Raw genomic sequence first — 15,165 nt, forward strand, 5'->3', positions numbered from 1 at the left:
TTTTCCTAATTTACTGAAAGATAAGTAATTTGGTTTCTTTCGTAATTAATCCAGGCAGAAATTGATTTATATTCGCAGTTAATTTTCGCCAAAAAATGCAATGATTTCGGTCCCAGCGGTTTATAAAGCGAGCCATAACAATTAACGATATCATTATGCCAATACCATGGCAGCCACTGACGGCCGATTGTGGCTTAAGGGAGGAGCATGACGCCGGTTGCGACCGTATTTATTACGGTAGATTAAAAAACAAATGCCTATAAAATGCTCGGTAGTTACATTTGCTCTCATTTGAAGCAGCAAAAATAACAAGGGCATGTTGACAATTGACCCATAACACCTACGTACTGCGCTTTATGCGCAGTATCCAGCAATTGTGACACCAGGATACGGATAAATTATTTGCCAGGAAAATTTTAACGATATTTCAGAGAGATACTTTTATGTTTGAAAATATTGCAACATGGTTTAAAAATCCCTCGGACTTCTGGTATGAGGCCGCGATGCGTAGCGATATTGATAGAATGAATTTTCATTGGAGGCCATGGTATGATCTTCAAATGGCTTTTTGTGGCAACCCCAATGGAGTTGATACCCATTTTCTTATCAATGCAGTTACCCTGCGCTGGTTACTCGAAAAAAACCTGAGTCTGGATGCAAGAAATGGAAAAGGTGAAACCCCTTTGCATGTAGCGATATTTCTTAGGGATGCGGCTTTAACCAGGGAAATTCTTGAAAAGAATGGAAATCGATATCTTGGTGATAATCAAAACTATTGCCTGAGAATGCCCATTCATTATGCAGCACTTTCGAGTGTCGCGGTTATGCGGTTATTATTCGAGTATGGTGCTGGCAGATATATCCATGAAACCGATATGAACGGTGAAACACCACTCCATGTGGCAGCCAGAGCGTGTAACCCTGGCGTCGTCAGTTTCCTGCTGAAAAATGGAGCGCATACTGATATACACACAGTCAGTAACAGAACCGTGGCATGGAGCGAGCATCGAAGAAACCGGTACGCAGCATCTCATGGTTTTCCGAGCCGCGATGGATTCGAGGATTTTGTGGATGGTACAGCTACTCCTTTCGCTGCCGCCCTGTATTATGCTCAGGACAGGAGTCCCAAAAGAACGCGTACCCTGCAATTGCTTATAGATTATGGCTGTGACATTTATATCGTGAAAGAAACGCTACATGATGCCTGTCAAGCGTCGCACCCCTATGTAGGTGTTATTCGCCTGTTACTTGACTATGGCGCGCACCAATTCGTCAATGCGGTTTACTCTTCTTGTCAGTATGGTCCCACTCCCTTACACGCTCTTAACCGACATTTTCGTGAAGTAGTGATACCCTTCCAGCTTTTTAGGAGAACGGAATACTACAATCCGTATGTAAGTCAGAATGAAATGAGAGAAATCGCACATACGTTGGTTAACGCGGGTGCGAATCTTGACGCCGTTGACAAGAAGGGAAAAACGCCTCTGATCAACATGATTTACAACAAAAAAAATCCTGGATTCCCGACTTATAAATTAACATTCAGAAAGTCGCGACGCCGGGATCTCTCGCCAACCCTGACAAGGGATGTTCATTTCAAGGATAACGTTGGTGCTACTGTGTTACTGCGGGCTGCGTCAGCCGGAAAAAATCGACTGATTGATGACCTGGTCCGTCGTGGTGCGAATGTTGATGAGCGAGATAAGAGTGGCTATAACGCATTAATATGGGCGGCAGCATGCGGGCACAACCAGACTATCGATCACCTGGTACTTCATCACAATGCCAATATTTTCTGCAGGACCTGTAAGGGCACTACGCTTTTGGGAGTCGCGGCTTTTTATGGTAAAGCTGACACGGTTAACCACTTGCTGGGAAAATATAAACTCGACATTCTTGCTAAAAATAACCTCAATGAGACCCCGGCAATGTTAGCGCGGGAAAGGGGGCATACGATTTTAGCCAGGTATCTGGAGGATATTGCTGCAGGAACCCGATCGGCCAGACCATCAAGTACAATGTCTCCCGTGTCAGGTTCGAGCTACTATTCTTCAAGTTCGAGCTGCTCCTCGTCAAGTTCGAGCTGCTCCTCGTCGAGTTCGAGCTGCTCTTCGTCAAGTTCGAGCGGCTCCTCGTCGAGTTCGAGCGGCTCCTCGTCAAGTTCGAGCTACTCCTGGTCAAGTCCGAGCGGCTCCTCTTCAAGCTCGAGCGCTTTTCCGGCAGGCTCAAGCTTGAACCGATCGCCGCAAGGGAAAAAGATACCGCAGGCTATTATAGACAGATTGTCCGAAACCAGAAATGCATTAATTAAAATACTGGTACTATCGCTGCGTGCGCAGCCATCACAAGCCATTGACAGTGCAATCTATATGACTGCTGAGCAATATGTATCCGAACATAATCCCAGGATACGTACTGAGACGGTATCCATTCAAGATGCATATGTTGAATCAATAGCGGATGTGATAAAGCAAAAGCTTGGGGCTATTTATATGCAAATACAAGAATTTCAATCAGAAGGGAATTCGCGGCAAATACTAAAACTTCCACGCGGTGACACGAAGGCTGTCGATAGCCAGTCGAATGATTGGGGATACACCGTAAATACAGAACAGGATAAAATAAATATCGCATTAATGGCAGCGGCTTCCGAGGGTGACAGGATGTCTGTCGAGCGACTCATAAATCTTGGCGCGGAGGTAAATGCGTGTGATAAGGAGGGTAATACCGCGTTACTGTTTGCCGCAGGAAATGGTCACATAGATGTTATAGCTCTGTTAGTAAGACTTGGCGCAGATGTCAATGTGAGAAACCGATACGGCCTTAACGCACTAATGTGGGCAACTAAAGGCGGGAAAAATGATACCATAGATTACCTTGTGAACTATCATGGCGCGGATGTTCATGCAACGGATAACCAAGGCAACACGGCGTTGTCCCTGGCCATGGTAGGACAGCCGGACAGGACGACTATCACTCACCTGGCGCTTTTCTACCCGTTAGACAGTTACGAGACAAATAAAGCGGAGCAAAGAGCCAGATTACTGGGTTACAATGATTCAGTAGAGCATTTACGTGCCGTTATGGCTATGCGTCATGCAAAATCACTCAGCGAACCAATCACAACATCTGATATGCCAGCAGGATCGTCATGCACAGAAGCTGGTTCGCCGTATCGGCCAACCAATATTCTCTCGTCGGCGTCATCATTCACGTTATTTGGACAATCGGCAGTAAGGCCCGGCTCTGACAACGTATTAGCCGATTCACGACATCCCGTGGTCGCTGCGGAAGATGATGCACCAAGGCATTTATTGGATCCCATCAGCTCGGAGCTTATGACCAATCCTGTGACATTAACGGAATCAGGGCAGGTATACCAAAGAGAGAGTATTGAAGCATGCCTTGCAAATAAAATGGCATGTCCAGTTTCAAACATTACTATTGTTTCTGCCACGATGACTCCAGCTTCTGTGGTTCGCGATACGGTTGAATTTTATCTTGCTTCCAAGGGGTTTAAAACGATTGAATCCTATCTGGTGGCGAAAGAAGAGCTGAAGCAGCTGAACAGTCAACCAGATGGACTTTTCTCGTGACGCCCTCGGACAGGAGAGTCTTCACGTGAATATACAAGGAAAACGGCGAACGAAAATAGCAAAATCAATTCTCATGAGTAGCACCTTTCATTGAGACAACAGGGGCATTATTCGCCCCGTTTTACATGGTATTGGCCACATGCAGTTGATATGCCCAAAGAGGTCGTAGCAGTTTTTGATAAGCATGGATTTCAATCGATGGGTAACTATTTATCCATTGCTGTTGAGCAGGCGTAGCCCGTATTAGACGAAGTCGTAATACGGGAAATTATCTTCATTCGATCCCAGAAGGTCATTTTATTGAGCGCTTACTTAACTGCTCACCGTTATACCGTCACTTAGATGACAATCAAATGAATTGCTGGTCCGTTGTTTATAGGTAGATGGATTAAACGTTTCAATGGTTACATTCACGAAGTTATCCTGACGTATGTAATAGCGAACATTTTCAAGAACCAGTTCATCAGGATCTCCATTAGCATCGGTTGTAATAGATGAGTGTGTTGATAATAAATTACCGTTTGAACTGGTAGAAAAAGTATTAGCAGTGTATACACTTTCAATAAAGAATGCCGTTGGGTCAACTCGAATCGGCGTACAGCGGCTATATTTAACGTGAAAATGTACTGGTTGACCCGTCACGACATAATTTTTGATATCACGGAAGGTGTAAAAATTATCGGCGTAAGAAATCGTCGGTGTAAGGATGATGCTTAACATTAAATATTTTTTGATTAAATCAAACATTTTAATTTGCCCTCCAGGCATTATTTTATTCAAGAACGGTAATGTTCAATGCGGCTCCATTGCAAAAATTGACTGGTCTAAGTCAACTCATCAAAGAAAGGGAGTACGTTTGGCACAGTACCAATCATCAGACCCTAAATGTTGCCATTTTTATGGCGAAGTCATTATGCAATGTGAACGTTGCTATTGTAAATGTGGGGAAAATTACAGAAACGGACAAATTCTTTCGCCGTTTTAGCATTTAAGCACTACCCAATTTTGGTGTTCTGGCGGAGGTTTTCAAACCTTAAGATCCAGCGAAGGAATAACTGCATCGACTTCACCATGGTTATAGTAAATGACATAAGCAATTCCAAACAGAAGCAAGCCGGCTAAAGTTATTATTCCCCAATAGAAAATTTGTGCAGTTAAATTATTTTCTTCTTTAAGCTCCGGTGCATAAGGTTCGAGAGAGTGGTAGTTTGGATTAAAGCCTGTTAATAAATTGATATGAGAATTTTCACCTTGAATTTCACAAGGTCTCCAATCCATCAGTTTGGACGGAATTTGCCTCACATCGAAGACTCTGCCAAGTTGAACGTCACATATAATGGTGTTTGAATTCCATGTAAGAAAATTGGTAGGATTTGTTTCTTTATTTCGATTGATTACCAGAAATACATGTCCGCCATTTTTTATGCAATAAATTTCGGATGAATAAATATCGTACCTTTCTTTTAAAATTTTTTCAGCAACCAATGAAAAATCTTCACAATTACCCAGCCCTGTTCTATAAGCGGCCTCGATGGCTTTTTCACGCATTAAATCTAAGGAGTTTAGCCTGATTTGTTTGAGGTCGGATAGATTGACATTACCTGCTGAAACACGTGAGTTAATAAACTGAAGCACTTCAAGTTCTATTTTTGCTTTATTGTGTTTAATCTTTGCACGTATGACTTCTCTTTTAGAGGGTGAAAAAGTATTTGCCTCGGGATGAGTTGATGATTCTCGTATAATTTCATGGGTTTCATTAACTGCCTGACAAACAACTCTTAACAGACGTAGTAGTTCATCATTCACAGAAATAGACAGGTTATCTAAAACATCCCCCAATTCCAGACGGGTAGAAATTCTGGATGGGTTATCATTACGGATCAGATTGGTCAGGATTATTTTTAGTGCAATGCGGTCATCCTGAGATAAGATTGATTTATCAATCAGATCGCAGGGTAACTCCCCATTATTATTCACGGTTCTACACATGGATAAAATATATTCTTCATCATATGTTGAAATGAACCGTTTTAATTGTTCGATGTTTTGACAGTTGCGAATTGCTGTATGTAACAGGCTGTCATTCGTATCCGGCCTGAATGAAAAAAAAGAAAAAAGCTGATAAACACATCCATACATAATTCATTTCCCGTAGATTTTTTTTGACAACTGTCTGGCCAATAAGAGTTCTTAAGAACAACAATGATTGTATAGGGTTGACGTGGTCATGCAAGTGTAGCCCATGTTAGACCAGGCCACTTCCGAAATTTTGAACCAGGGCTGGCAGGTTTATGCGGTACTTCCTTACATGACAGTTTTGGGCTTATCTGTTTTGGAATTACGGAATTAAACATCTGGGCGCAAGTAATACATCGATATTATTCAATCTGGTCCCTGTATTTACTGTAGTTATATCCCTGGCCGAGGAGGGGAGAATATATCAACATTGCAAATCCTCGGTGGGGCACTGGTACTGACTGGTGTGTTAATTTTATCGAATTTCATCAGATCTCCTGCCGTTTGCAAAAGTGTTATGGCATCCAAAAGATAATTAACCTATATTGTTGAATGAGCTCCCAGAGCGCCCGCTCAATGCGCCCTGGCTGCTGGTGTACAATATATTCGATTCCGCACAATGGCAAAGTAAAAAAATCAGGCTGGAGGGATATCTAATGCAGTGCGGAAATGGCGTAAATACAGCCAGTGCCTATTTTAATGAAAATTGGCAGCGCTATCAAAGCTCAGTTAAAAACAACACGTTGTATCATCGTGAAATGCTGTCAGCGTTAAAGCAGTTTCTCTCGGCAAATGCAGGCGAGCGTTCTTTTTCCTTTGTAGATGTTGGTTGTGGTGACAGCAGTACTGTTGCACCAGTTCTTGCGGGCAGAGCTATCACAAAATATATTGGAATTGATGCTGCGGAAAATGTTCTACAGATGGCATCGCAATCACTGGCTCATCTTGAATGTGAAAAAGAATTTATTGCTGATAATATGACAACAGCCGTTCCGCGCCTGTCATCGCCTGTGGACATCATTTTTACCAGCTACGCTGTTCATCACCTGTCTTTGCAGGATAAATTTAATTTTATTGAGAGTTGCAGACAAAAGCTCAATCCAAATGGTTTTTTGCTGATGGTTGATGGTGTACTCAAAGAGAAGCAGACACGCGCTGAATGGCTGAATGCCCTGCAGGAAAGAATGGGAGCAACGATTCCCGGTATAAGCCCGGATGAGCTTGCATTTCGTATGCAGCATCCACGTGCGGACGACTTTCCTGAATCGATTGAGACTTTTTCAAATATTGCTCAGCAACAGGCCTGGACACGTTTCGAGCTTATTGTGGATAAAGGGCTGTTTGCCTTTATGGTTTTTTCTAAGTAAATAAGTCCCCCTGCGCAGCAACGCCTTGCAGGGGCATTCAGTTGATTACATTGAAAATCGACTGCTCTGATCGGAGGAAGCAGCTGAACAGTCAACCAGATGGGCTTTTCTCGTGACGCCCTCGGACAGGAGAGTCTTCACGTGAATATACAAGGAAAACGGCGAACGAAAATAGCAAAATCAATTCTCATGAGTAGCACCTTTCATTGAGACAACAGGGGCATTATTCGCCCGGTTTTCTCTTGTAACGGTTCAGATTCATCAGTAGTTCCGCTTGACTGGAGCAAAAACGACAGATAGGTTTAGTGGCAATAAATAACAACAAATAGCAATAATTTAGATGAATAATAAAGGTGTATTAAATATGATGTGGCAGCAACTTGACTCTACTTCCCAGGCGATTTTCCTGAATCTACTTGAGCTGTTTGAGGAATGTATTCTTCATACCAATCCCGATCAATATTACTACTTTGAAAAACAAGATGGCGATATCTGCTTTTCCAGTCAGATTCCATTTCCATTAATGAATGGCATGGTGAGTTACACTGCCAATCCTCAGGAAATCGATACAAAATGTGCTGCTTTAATTAATCGATTTAAAACAAGCTCTTGTCCTGTTACATGGTATTGGCCACATGCAGTTGATATGCCAAAAGAGGTCGTAGCAGTTTTTGATAAGCATGGATTTCAATCGATGGGTAACTATTTATCCATTGCTGTTGAGAGTCACAAAATAAAGAATAACAAGATGACATTGCAGGATGGAGTCTCTATTCAGCCAGTAGAGACAGACAAACAATTTGCCGATTTTCTTCACATCACAAAAGAAGTGTTTGGTATGCCTGAAGCAGGAGCACAAAGCATGGCCAGGCTTTATGGTGCGTATAAATATTCTCAAAAAGTGCGCCTGTATCTGGCATTAGTGGATGATAAGCCCGCCTCGACACTTCTAAGCTATCAGAACAATGAGGTTTTAGGATTATATAATGGGGCAACATTAGAAGCGTACAGAAAACGAGGCTTGCTAACCAATCTCACCATTTATGCGGTCAAAGAAGCGTCTTCAGTTGATTATGTGGTTGCGCAATTAATGGCTTCTCAAAATGCGAAGGGTATTGTTGATCAATTTGGTGGCGAGGTTTATTCACATTTCACACCCATATGCGCGGGATTTAATTAAGTATCGTAATGCAAAGAATAAAAATTAATCTTATTGATCCACAAACAGTGCATATGTATAATAAATAATATTTATAACTATGGTGTCACCATGGATCATGTGGTTTTTCGTCAGTTACAAAATTTATCAGAGCGTTACAGCAATATCGATTATGAATTTAAACAGATAGTCAATTCATTAGCGAAAGCTAAAAAAGATATAAAGCCTGAGGCATATAGCATATTTCAGAAATTAAGTTTTGCGTATCCAACCTATAGGGATGCCTTTGATCGTGCGTTCCTTCTTTATACCGAAGATGGTAACAAAGGAGCCAGGGCAACAAAATTCGATAACTTCCAGAAAACATTGCAGAAGGGAGTCAGAGATCTTGACAGGCTGGAATTTGAACTTGGCTCGTTGCGCACTGCGGTAGATAAAAGAGGGTTTGGCATTTTCAAATTCGGGAATGAGAAAAAAGCGATGGATGCCTCTCTTTCACCGCTGATGATCCGGAATTTACGCGAAGATATGCAAACGCTGCTTGACGCGTTTACCAATGCGCACTCCAGGTTTGATGAATCCTTGAACAGGGTAGCGGCAACGCAGATATTTGATTGGCTCAAGGAATACCGCAACAAACAAAAGCGAGAAGCACTTTTTTCAGAAACCCAGCGCTCTCCTTATGAGGTTATCCTCTCGGTTTGAATTCAGCAGGCGTAGCCCGTATTAGACGAAGTCGTAATACGGGAAATTATCTTCATTCGACCCCAGAAGGCCATTTTATTGAGCGTTTATTTCACTGCTCACCGTTATACCGTCACTTAGATGACAATCTGGCGTGATCTATACGACGAGATTTGTTCCTGACTTAACTATCAATGGATACCGTGGTCACGCCCTGAGAGATCCACACGAAATATAAACCCCTACGTACCGCGCTTTATGCGCGGTATCCAGTACGATGGTCCGAGTAAACCATAAGCGTCATGCCTCGATAAGCCTGCTCTGGATACCGCGCATAAAGCGCGGTACGTAGGGGTTTTTGTATAATTTATTTAAAAACATCAAGTTATATAAAATATTCGCGTGGATCTCTCAGGGTCACGCCGCGGCACGACGGCGTTGGGGGATGGGGATCAAATGTCAACAGCACTTGGAATAACAGTTTAAAAAAACACCGTATTTATCACGGTGTTTAATCAAAATAATCGTATTTATAATGCACACGTTAAATATTTACTTTACTGAGGTGTATGTTATGGCTGCAACTAATCCATTTGAATTTCATAAGAAACGTCCTGCCCGGACTACTTTTTTTTTCGATGCATCCGTGGTCCATTGCTCGGTTACCATTGACCCTGCGACGATGCTCGATGATCCTGCAGCATTACAGGCGACTATTGATGCCAGTATTGCCTCGGCACAGCAGAGGAGTGCTTCGGGCGCTCCTGATTTTTCCGGGAAAATGCGAGCGATGGACTTACAACTTGCCTATTTCTACGCAGAAAATCAGCTTGGATTATCGAAAGATAAATTTGACGGGCGAGACGAACTGGCATTGTTTCTTTATAATCATCAAATAGCAGTTAAAAAATTTTTAAATCGAGGTATCGAAGCGTCGCCGTGGCATGACGCCAGCATTTTTTTAGAAATACCGGAAGCTAATACAAAACTGGTTTTACAAAACATTGAACGTTTTCTTCAGATGGTAACATTAATGGTTGCCAGAGAGTCATGGAAAGAGATACTTCGTTTGGATGCTGAACGTCTGTCCCTTTTGCTGGCTAGACCAAGTCAGGCGCATGCTGTGATGATGGCTATCATCACAGCATATCAGCCAGTTGGCGAATTGTTTTCCGTCTCTACAGACAAGTTGGAAAACATTTTAAGACATGATGCGTTTTATATCGAAAAAATTGAGCCGAGGGCCCGATTAAGCGAGGTATTCGATACCACACCACCATCATCAAGCAGCAGTTTTTCTTGTCGCTAAACGCGAGATTTTACGATCGGGATCCGCTTATTAAGGGGCGGATCCCGTATTGGCATGGTATTCAATCTTTTTTCTTCGTTTTTTCTAAGTAAATAAGTACCCCTGCGCAGCAAAGTCTTGCAGGGGCATTCAGTTGATTACATTGAAAATCGACTGCCCTGATCGGAGGAAGCAGCATAAGAATCGTCTGGTTCTTCAGGGAGAGCGGTGGATGTCACCGTTTGTTTTGAGCTCAGGATTCCTTGTTCTGCCTTCTTCAGACCAGTCTGAATTCTTTCGAGCAGTTCATCGGAAAGAAAGGGCTTGTACTCGGCTCTTTCTGCCACAAGCGCAGCAAACTCAAGCATGGTTTTTGCATCGATGTAATATTCATGGGCCAGAGCAAATGTAGCCCACCTGGATATACTGTGTGCCAGGATAATGATTGCAGTACGAGAGTTCCCTTGCTCATGATAGCTTGGAAGATCATTCTGGATTTTTTTAATAAAACGTAATGCGCGCAATAACAACGATCGCCGCTCAGGAGAAATGCCTGCGTCATTTCCCTTGATATCATCAAATATTGTTGTCATGGCTATGAGGTAACTGCCAACAGCCTTTGTATATTGGATATGATGTGCTGCAACCTGGTGCGTATAAGTCGGTGTCAGAGACAAACTCGAATCATCGTTTTTATGAATCAACCCAGAGTTAATCAACTCATCCAGAGCCGCCTCTATATTGCGGATGTTGATGTGAGGATTTGCGGCAAATACGTACAGTAGTTGACTGGGAAAGGGGCTTTCATCAATGAAATGACAGAACCCAAGCAGTTTAATGCTCTCTGGAGAAAGCTGAGAAACTGTGCGTGACAGCATTTCCTCGAGCTGTTGTGATTTTGCCTTCGCCCGCTCAGCAGCGAGTCTGGCCTTTTCGGTTGCCACAGCCTGGCTGAATAAATTTGAAAACTGCCCAGGGTCAGAACCACAATCAATTTTTATGGTGACAGCGGTGATATCACCATCCGCATCCCTTGTTGCTCTCGATCGATTTTTCAAACCTGCGACAAGCAGTTCCAGAATGTCCTCATAACCAGCGGCCATATTTCCTCCAAATTAAAATAAAAGGTAACTCCCAAGGTTGTGGATAAGATTGGTTTTAAGGTAACCAATACGTACTCACATCATCCTGAACGAAGTGAAGGATCTCCTGAATCTGGCTCGGTTCCGGGCAGGTTGAGATCCTTCGCTACGCTCTGGATGACGTACCTGAGTAGTTACACATAAAATCGATTAGGGTCTGTTGACAATTCAACGCCCTCTCTCTACGGATGATAAAAATTATAAACAGCCAATTGCCTGACAGCGGCCCCGTGTTTTTGTTCAAGGAGGGGGCCAGTTGTCCCTTAAATAGGCGGTCTGCGGTATTTTAAACGGGATTTATGACTGGAACAAGTGTTCCCCTGCACGAGATCCGCTGATATTTTTTGTAACATTTTGATTGTAGCTGGAGAACAGGGAGATGTCGGTCGCAGGGTGATTCAATCTCCCTGGCAAACAATATCCCGCCCCGCAATAGCGGGGACGAAACGCACTGATATTTCTGGATTCTGTGGCAGATTAACTCGTTTCCAGTGCCTTGTCAGGCATGGTTACATTGAGCTCCAGCACCGCGCAGTCTCCTGTTCTTTCCAGGTTAACGCTGACTTTATCGCGGGAAATGGGGATGTATTTGGCAATGACCGCCAGAATTTCTTCCTGCAGCTTTGGTAAATAATCCGGCGTGCTGCGCTGCGTGCGCTCATGCGAAATAATAATCTGCAGGCGCTCTTTGGCAACCGACGCTGTGCTGTTGCTACGTCTTCTTAAGTAACTGAATATGCTCATGCTGGAACATCCTCTTTGTTTTTGCCAAATATACGACGCAATATACCTTTACGCTCAGCATTGATATAACGCATCGGACGGGTTTCACCAAGGAATCGTGCAATCGCATCATGATACGCGCGCCCGGCGTCGCTGTTTTCATCAAGAACAACCGGGGTGCCGGTGTTTGATGCCTTAAGGACGGCCCGCGACTCGGGAATAACGCCAATTAATGGGATGGCAAGAATTTCCTTGACGTCTTCAACTGACAGCATTTCACCCTTTTCAACACGCTCAGGATCATAGCGGGTCAGAAGCAGGTGCTCTTGAACGGGGGATTGATTTTCAACCGCGCGTTTGGTCTTGCTGGCCAGAATGCCAAGGATTCTGTCCGAGTCGCGTACGGAAGATACTTCCGGATTGGTAACGACAATGGCATGATCAGCGAAATACATTGCCATCAACGCGCCGGTCTCAATGCCTGCCGGAGAGTCACACACAATGAATTCGAAATCCTTAGCCAGTTCGTTAAGAACCTTTTCTACACCTTCAAGCGTCAGGGCGTCTTTGTCGCGGGTCTGTGAAGCCGGCAGTATGTAGAGAGACGGTATACGCTTGTCTTTAATCAAGGCCTGGTTTAAGCTGGCCTCACCATTAATGACATTAACAAAATCATAAACAACACGGCGCTCGCAGCCCATGATGATGTCGAGGTTTCTCAGGCCAATGTCGAAGTCAATGACAACAGTTTTATGGCCGAGCAAGGCCAGTCCTGAAGAAACAGCTGCGGACGTTGTGGTTTTACCTACGCCACCTTTACCTGAAGTGACAACAATAATTTTGGTCAATGTCGTGCCCCTGTAAGCCAATATTAATAGATTGACATCAGTGTACACGTGATTGATTGGTCATTTCAAGCTCAGGACAATAATATCCCTTTGCCTTACCAGCTGGTATCGCCGCAACATCCCGCTGTTGTATAACTGCTCACGTCGCCGCATCCCGAGTAGGAGCCGCAGCATCCGCTCAGAGCAAGCGTTCCAGTCAATAGCGCCAGGCCGAGAATTATTTTTTTCATGATGTAGCATCCTTGCAAATGTTTAGCCTAATTATAGAACATAATATTCACTTGCGTTAAAAAATTGAGCGCGTATTATTGTCGGCATTTTTCAGCAAGTGGCAGGAGTAATTATGAAATTGAAAAAATGGGGTTGGAGTCTGGTTATGGCCTTGTCTATTGCAGCAACTGGATGCAGCAAGGACATGTCACCTGGTGACTACGATTCTGAAGAAGTAGGCAAAATTAAAAAAGTGGTTCCTGGCGTAATCGTCTCCATGCGCCCGGTACGTCTGCATAACAAGGCGGCTGAATCTGCTGTTATCTCAGACACCGATACCGGCACAGGGCGCTCGCATGGTTTTGAGTATGTGATTAAGCTAAACAGCGGCAGTATTATTTCTGTTGTGCAGGCTGAAAACATTAAACTGAAAAACAAGCAGCATATTCTGGTTATTTACGGACGTAACACGCGGGTAGTGCCAGACAACGGCAGCGAAAACTATTAATAACGATAGATAATCGCCTGCGTTGGTTTCGTGCCGCTGCAGGCGGTCTCTTAATCTTCGTGCTCGCAATGTCGCACAGGCTGCATCATTGCGAACGAATCAAAGATGGATTATTCATCATCCATGCTAAACGATGATCCACAGCCGCAGGTTGTCTTGGCGTTAGGGTTGCGGATAACGAACTGTTCGCCCTGAATGTTTTTCACGTAGTCGATTTCAGCATTACTTAAATATTGATAGCTGATAGAGTCCACCAGCAGTTTGACCGACGATTGCCCATCAGAACAGGTCTGAGTGACAATGGTGTCATCTTCGTTAATGCTTTCATCAAACGTAAATCCATACTGAAATCCTGAGCAGCCGCCGCCGTTTATGACAACGCGCAGGTTCAGATTGGGATTGCCTTCATCGAGAATCAGTGAGGCCACTTTATCGGCCGCGTTGACGGAAAAAATAATTCCGCTGCTGTTGTTTGTTTCTGCTGCATTAATACTGCCCATGATCGCTCCAGATAAAAAACCGGTTTTATATTTATTATATCGTACTATCGAATAATCTGTTCAATGGTGGCACCACCGAGGCACTGATTCCTGTCGTAGAAGACAACGTACTGGCCCGGTGTGACCGCGCGCTGCATGTCGGAAAACATCACGCAGTGCTGTCCGTTTTGCTCGGGTGAGATAACGCAGGCCTGCTCGGGCTGGCGATAGCGTGTCTTAGCATAGCAGGTCATGGGCAGCTGATCAGCATCACAGTTTGTCAGCCAGTGAATGGGGCTGCAAAGCAGGCCTTGCGAATACAGCATTCGGTGATTCTGACCCTGGGCAACCAGCAGCGTATTGGATTTTGTGTCTTTGTCCACCACGTACCAGGGATCCTCGTTGGCGTTCTGACGACCGCCAATTCCAAGACCCTGACGCTGACCCAGAGTATAAAACATCAGCCCATCATGTCGGCCGAGCAACTCTCCCTGCGTGCTTTTTATATCGCCTGGTTTTGCCAGAATAAATTCATTGAGAAAGGTTTTAAAACGGCGCTCGCCGATAAAGCAGATTCCGGTGGAATCCTTCTTATTGTGTGTAACCAGACCGGCATCTTCGGCCATGATGCGAATATCGCCTTTCAGGTAGTCACCGACAGGAAACAGGGTGCGCTTGAGAGCCGCGGGTGCCACCGCATGCAGAAAGTAGGTTTGATCCTTGTCTCTGTCTTTGGCCTTATACAATGCGCCGTCACGTACGCGGGCATAGTGGCCGGTAGCAATAAAATCGGCGCCAAGGCTAAGAGCGTGCTGCAAAAAGGCGTCGAATTTGATTTCCTTGTTGCACAGCACGTCTGGATTGGGTGTTCTTCCCATTTCGTATTCATGCAGAAAATGAGAAAACACCTTGTCCCAGTAAGCCTGAGAGAAATTAACGCTGTGCAGGGGAATGTTCAGCTGATGCGCGACCGCCTGGGCATCCGCGAGATCGGCGGCAGCGGCACAGTAGCCATCGGCGTCGTCCTGTTCCCAGTTTTTCATGAACAGACCTTCCACCTGATAACCTTGTTCTTTCAGTAGCAGGGCGGCGACGGAGGAGTCTACTCCGCCGGACATGCCGACAATAACTTTTGCGCTCATAGA

Annotated in this window: 14 protein-coding genes; 7 read left to right on the forward strand and 7 right to left on the reverse strand. The window is 44.3% G+C overall.

Annotated elements, in window-relative coordinates:
- Positions 1-443: 443 nt before the first annotated feature.
- Entirely contained in the window at positions 444-3,596 is a 3,153-nt protein-coding gene (locus ACQUTA_RS03040) for an ankyrin repeat domain-containing protein (protein WP_444986724.1), read from the forward strand.
- Between the two features lie 312 nt (positions 3,597-3,908).
- Here ACQUTA_RS03040 and ACQUTA_RS03045 read toward each other — a convergent pair whose 3' ends face one another.
- Both ACQUTA_RS03045 and ACQUTA_RS03050 read right to left on the reverse strand, forming a co-directional pair.
- Positions 3,909-4,343, reverse strand: a complete 435-nt coding sequence (locus tag ACQUTA_RS03045; RefSeq protein WP_444986725.1) for a VirK family protein — start codon at positions 4,341-4,343, stop codon at positions 3,909-3,911.
- 279 nt (positions 4,344-4,622) lie between these two features.
- Positions 4,623-5,735 carry a hypothetical protein gene (locus tag ACQUTA_RS03050; protein ID WP_444986726.1) on the reverse strand — a complete coding sequence of 371 codons (1,113 nt, stop codon included), beginning with the start codon at positions 5,733-5,735 and terminating at the stop codon, positions 4,623-4,625.
- A 188-nt stretch (positions 5,736-5,923) separates the two neighbouring features.
- Here ACQUTA_RS03050 and ACQUTA_RS03055 point away from each other — a divergent pair, with 188 nt between their 5' ends.
- From ACQUTA_RS03055 to ACQUTA_RS03075, 5 genes are all read left to right on the forward strand, one after another.
- Complete coding sequence (locus tag ACQUTA_RS03055; protein WP_444986854.1) at positions 5,924-6,073, forward strand: EamA family transporter; 150 nt, start codon at positions 5,924-5,926, stop codon at positions 6,071-6,073.
- A gap of 195 nt (positions 6,074-6,268) precedes the next feature.
- Positions 6,269-6,979 (forward strand): class I SAM-dependent methyltransferase, encoded by a 711-nt coding sequence (locus ACQUTA_RS03060; protein ID WP_444986727.1) that lies wholly within the window; start codon positions 6,269-6,271, stop codon positions 6,977-6,979.
- 364 nt (positions 6,980-7,343) lie between these two features.
- Entirely contained in the window at positions 7,344-8,159 is an 816-nt protein-coding gene (locus ACQUTA_RS03065) for a GNAT family N-acetyltransferase (protein WP_444986728.1), read from the forward strand.
- Between the two features lie 90 nt (positions 8,160-8,249).
- Positions 8,250-8,843, forward strand: a complete 594-nt coding sequence (locus ACQUTA_RS03070; protein WP_444986729.1) for a hypothetical protein — start codon at positions 8,250-8,252, stop codon at positions 8,841-8,843.
- Positions 8,844-9,396: 553 nt separating this feature from the next.
- Positions 9,397-10,131: a hypothetical protein gene (locus ACQUTA_RS03075; RefSeq protein ID WP_444986730.1), complete on the forward strand. Its 735-nt coding sequence runs from the start codon at positions 9,397-9,399 to the stop codon at positions 10,129-10,131.
- Positions 10,132-10,268: 137 nt separating this feature from the next.
- Here the strand turns inward: ACQUTA_RS03075 and ACQUTA_RS03080 are convergent, their stop codons facing one another.
- The 3 genes from ACQUTA_RS03080 to minD all read right to left on the reverse strand — a co-directional run bounded on the left by ACQUTA_RS03080 (position 10,269) and on the right by minD (position 12,823).
- A complete protein-coding gene (locus tag ACQUTA_RS03080) occupies positions 10,269-11,213 on the reverse strand; it encodes a hypothetical protein (RefSeq protein WP_444986731.1) in 945 nt (314 codons plus the stop codon).
- A 516-nt stretch (positions 11,214-11,729) separates the two neighbouring features.
- Positions 11,730-11,996 (reverse strand): cell division topological specificity factor MinE, encoded by a 267-nt coding sequence (minE, locus tag ACQUTA_RS03085; RefSeq protein WP_444986732.1) that lies wholly within the window; start codon positions 11,994-11,996, stop codon positions 11,730-11,732.
- Positions 11,993-12,823 carry a septum site-determining protein MinD gene (gene minD / locus ACQUTA_RS03090; RefSeq protein ID WP_444986733.1) on the reverse strand — a complete coding sequence of 277 codons (831 nt, stop codon included), beginning with the start codon at positions 12,821-12,823 and terminating at the stop codon, positions 11,993-11,995. The genes minE and minD overlap by 4 nt, the downstream gene beginning before the upstream one ends.
- A gap of 343 nt (positions 12,824-13,166) precedes the next feature.
- On the opposite strand from minD, the gene ACQUTA_RS03095 reads away from it, so the two are divergent.
- A complete protein-coding gene (locus ACQUTA_RS03095; protein WP_444986734.1) occupies positions 13,167-13,541 on the forward strand; it encodes a hypothetical protein in 375 nt (124 codons plus the stop codon).
- A gap of 110 nt (positions 13,542-13,651) precedes the next feature.
- Here ACQUTA_RS03095 and erpA read toward each other — a convergent pair whose 3' ends face one another.
- Both erpA and mnmA read right to left on the reverse strand, forming a co-directional pair.
- A complete protein-coding gene (gene erpA / locus ACQUTA_RS03100; protein ID WP_444986735.1) occupies positions 13,652-14,041 on the reverse strand; it encodes an iron-sulfur cluster insertion protein ErpA in 390 nt (129 codons plus the stop codon).
- 44 nt (positions 14,042-14,085) lie between these two features.
- Complete coding sequence (gene mnmA / locus ACQUTA_RS03105; RefSeq protein ID WP_444986736.1) at positions 14,086-15,162, reverse strand: tRNA 2-thiouridine(34) synthase MnmA; 1,077 nt, start codon at positions 15,160-15,162, stop codon at positions 14,086-14,088.
- Positions 15,163-15,165: the final 3 nt, after the last annotated feature.

The organism is Legionella navarrensis (assembly GCF_052527415.1).

Excerpts from the sequence above, each read along its gene's own strand:
- ACQUTA_RS03045 (WP_444986725.1), bottom strand. The coding sequence starts at position 4,343 with ATGTTTGATTTAATCAAAAAATATTTAATGTTAAGCATCATCCTTACA.
- mnmA (WP_444986736.1), bottom strand. The coding sequence starts at position 15,162 with ATGAGCGCAAAAGTTATTGTCGGCATGTCCGGCGGAGTAGACTCCTCC.
- ACQUTA_RS03070 (WP_444986729.1), top strand. The coding sequence starts at position 8,250 with ATGGATCATGTGGTTTTTCGTCAGTTACAAAATTTATCAGAGCGTTAC.
- ACQUTA_RS03060 (WP_444986727.1), top strand. The coding sequence starts at position 6,269 with ATGCAGTGCGGAAATGGCGTAAATACAGCCAGTGCCTATTTTAATGAA.
- ACQUTA_RS03065 (WP_444986728.1), top strand. The coding sequence starts at position 7,344 with ATGATGTGGCAGCAACTTGACTCTACTTCCCAGGCGATTTTCCTGAAT.
- ACQUTA_RS03095 (WP_444986734.1), top strand. The coding sequence starts at position 13,167 with ATGAAATTGAAAAAATGGGGTTGGAGTCTGGTTATGGCCTTGTCTATT.
- erpA (WP_444986735.1), bottom strand. The coding sequence starts at position 14,041 with ATGGGCAGTATTAATGCAGCAGAAACAAACAACAGCAGCGGAATTATT.
- ACQUTA_RS03075 (WP_444986730.1), top strand. The coding sequence starts at position 9,397 with ATGGCTGCAACTAATCCATTTGAATTTCATAAGAAACGTCCTGCCCGG.
- minE (WP_444986732.1), bottom strand. The coding sequence starts at position 11,996 with ATGAGCATATTCAGTTACTTAAGAAGACGTAGCAACAGCACAGCGTCG.
- ACQUTA_RS03080 (WP_444986731.1), bottom strand. The coding sequence starts at position 11,213 with ATGGCCGCTGGTTATGAGGACATTCTGGAACTGCTTGTCGCAGGTTTG.
- ACQUTA_RS03040 (WP_444986724.1), top strand. The coding sequence starts at position 444 with ATGTTTGAAAATATTGCAACATGGTTTAAAAATCCCTCGGACTTCTGG.
- ACQUTA_RS03050 (WP_444986726.1), bottom strand. The coding sequence starts at position 5,735 with ATGTATGGATGTGTTTATCAGCTTTTTTCTTTTTTTTCATTCAGGCCG.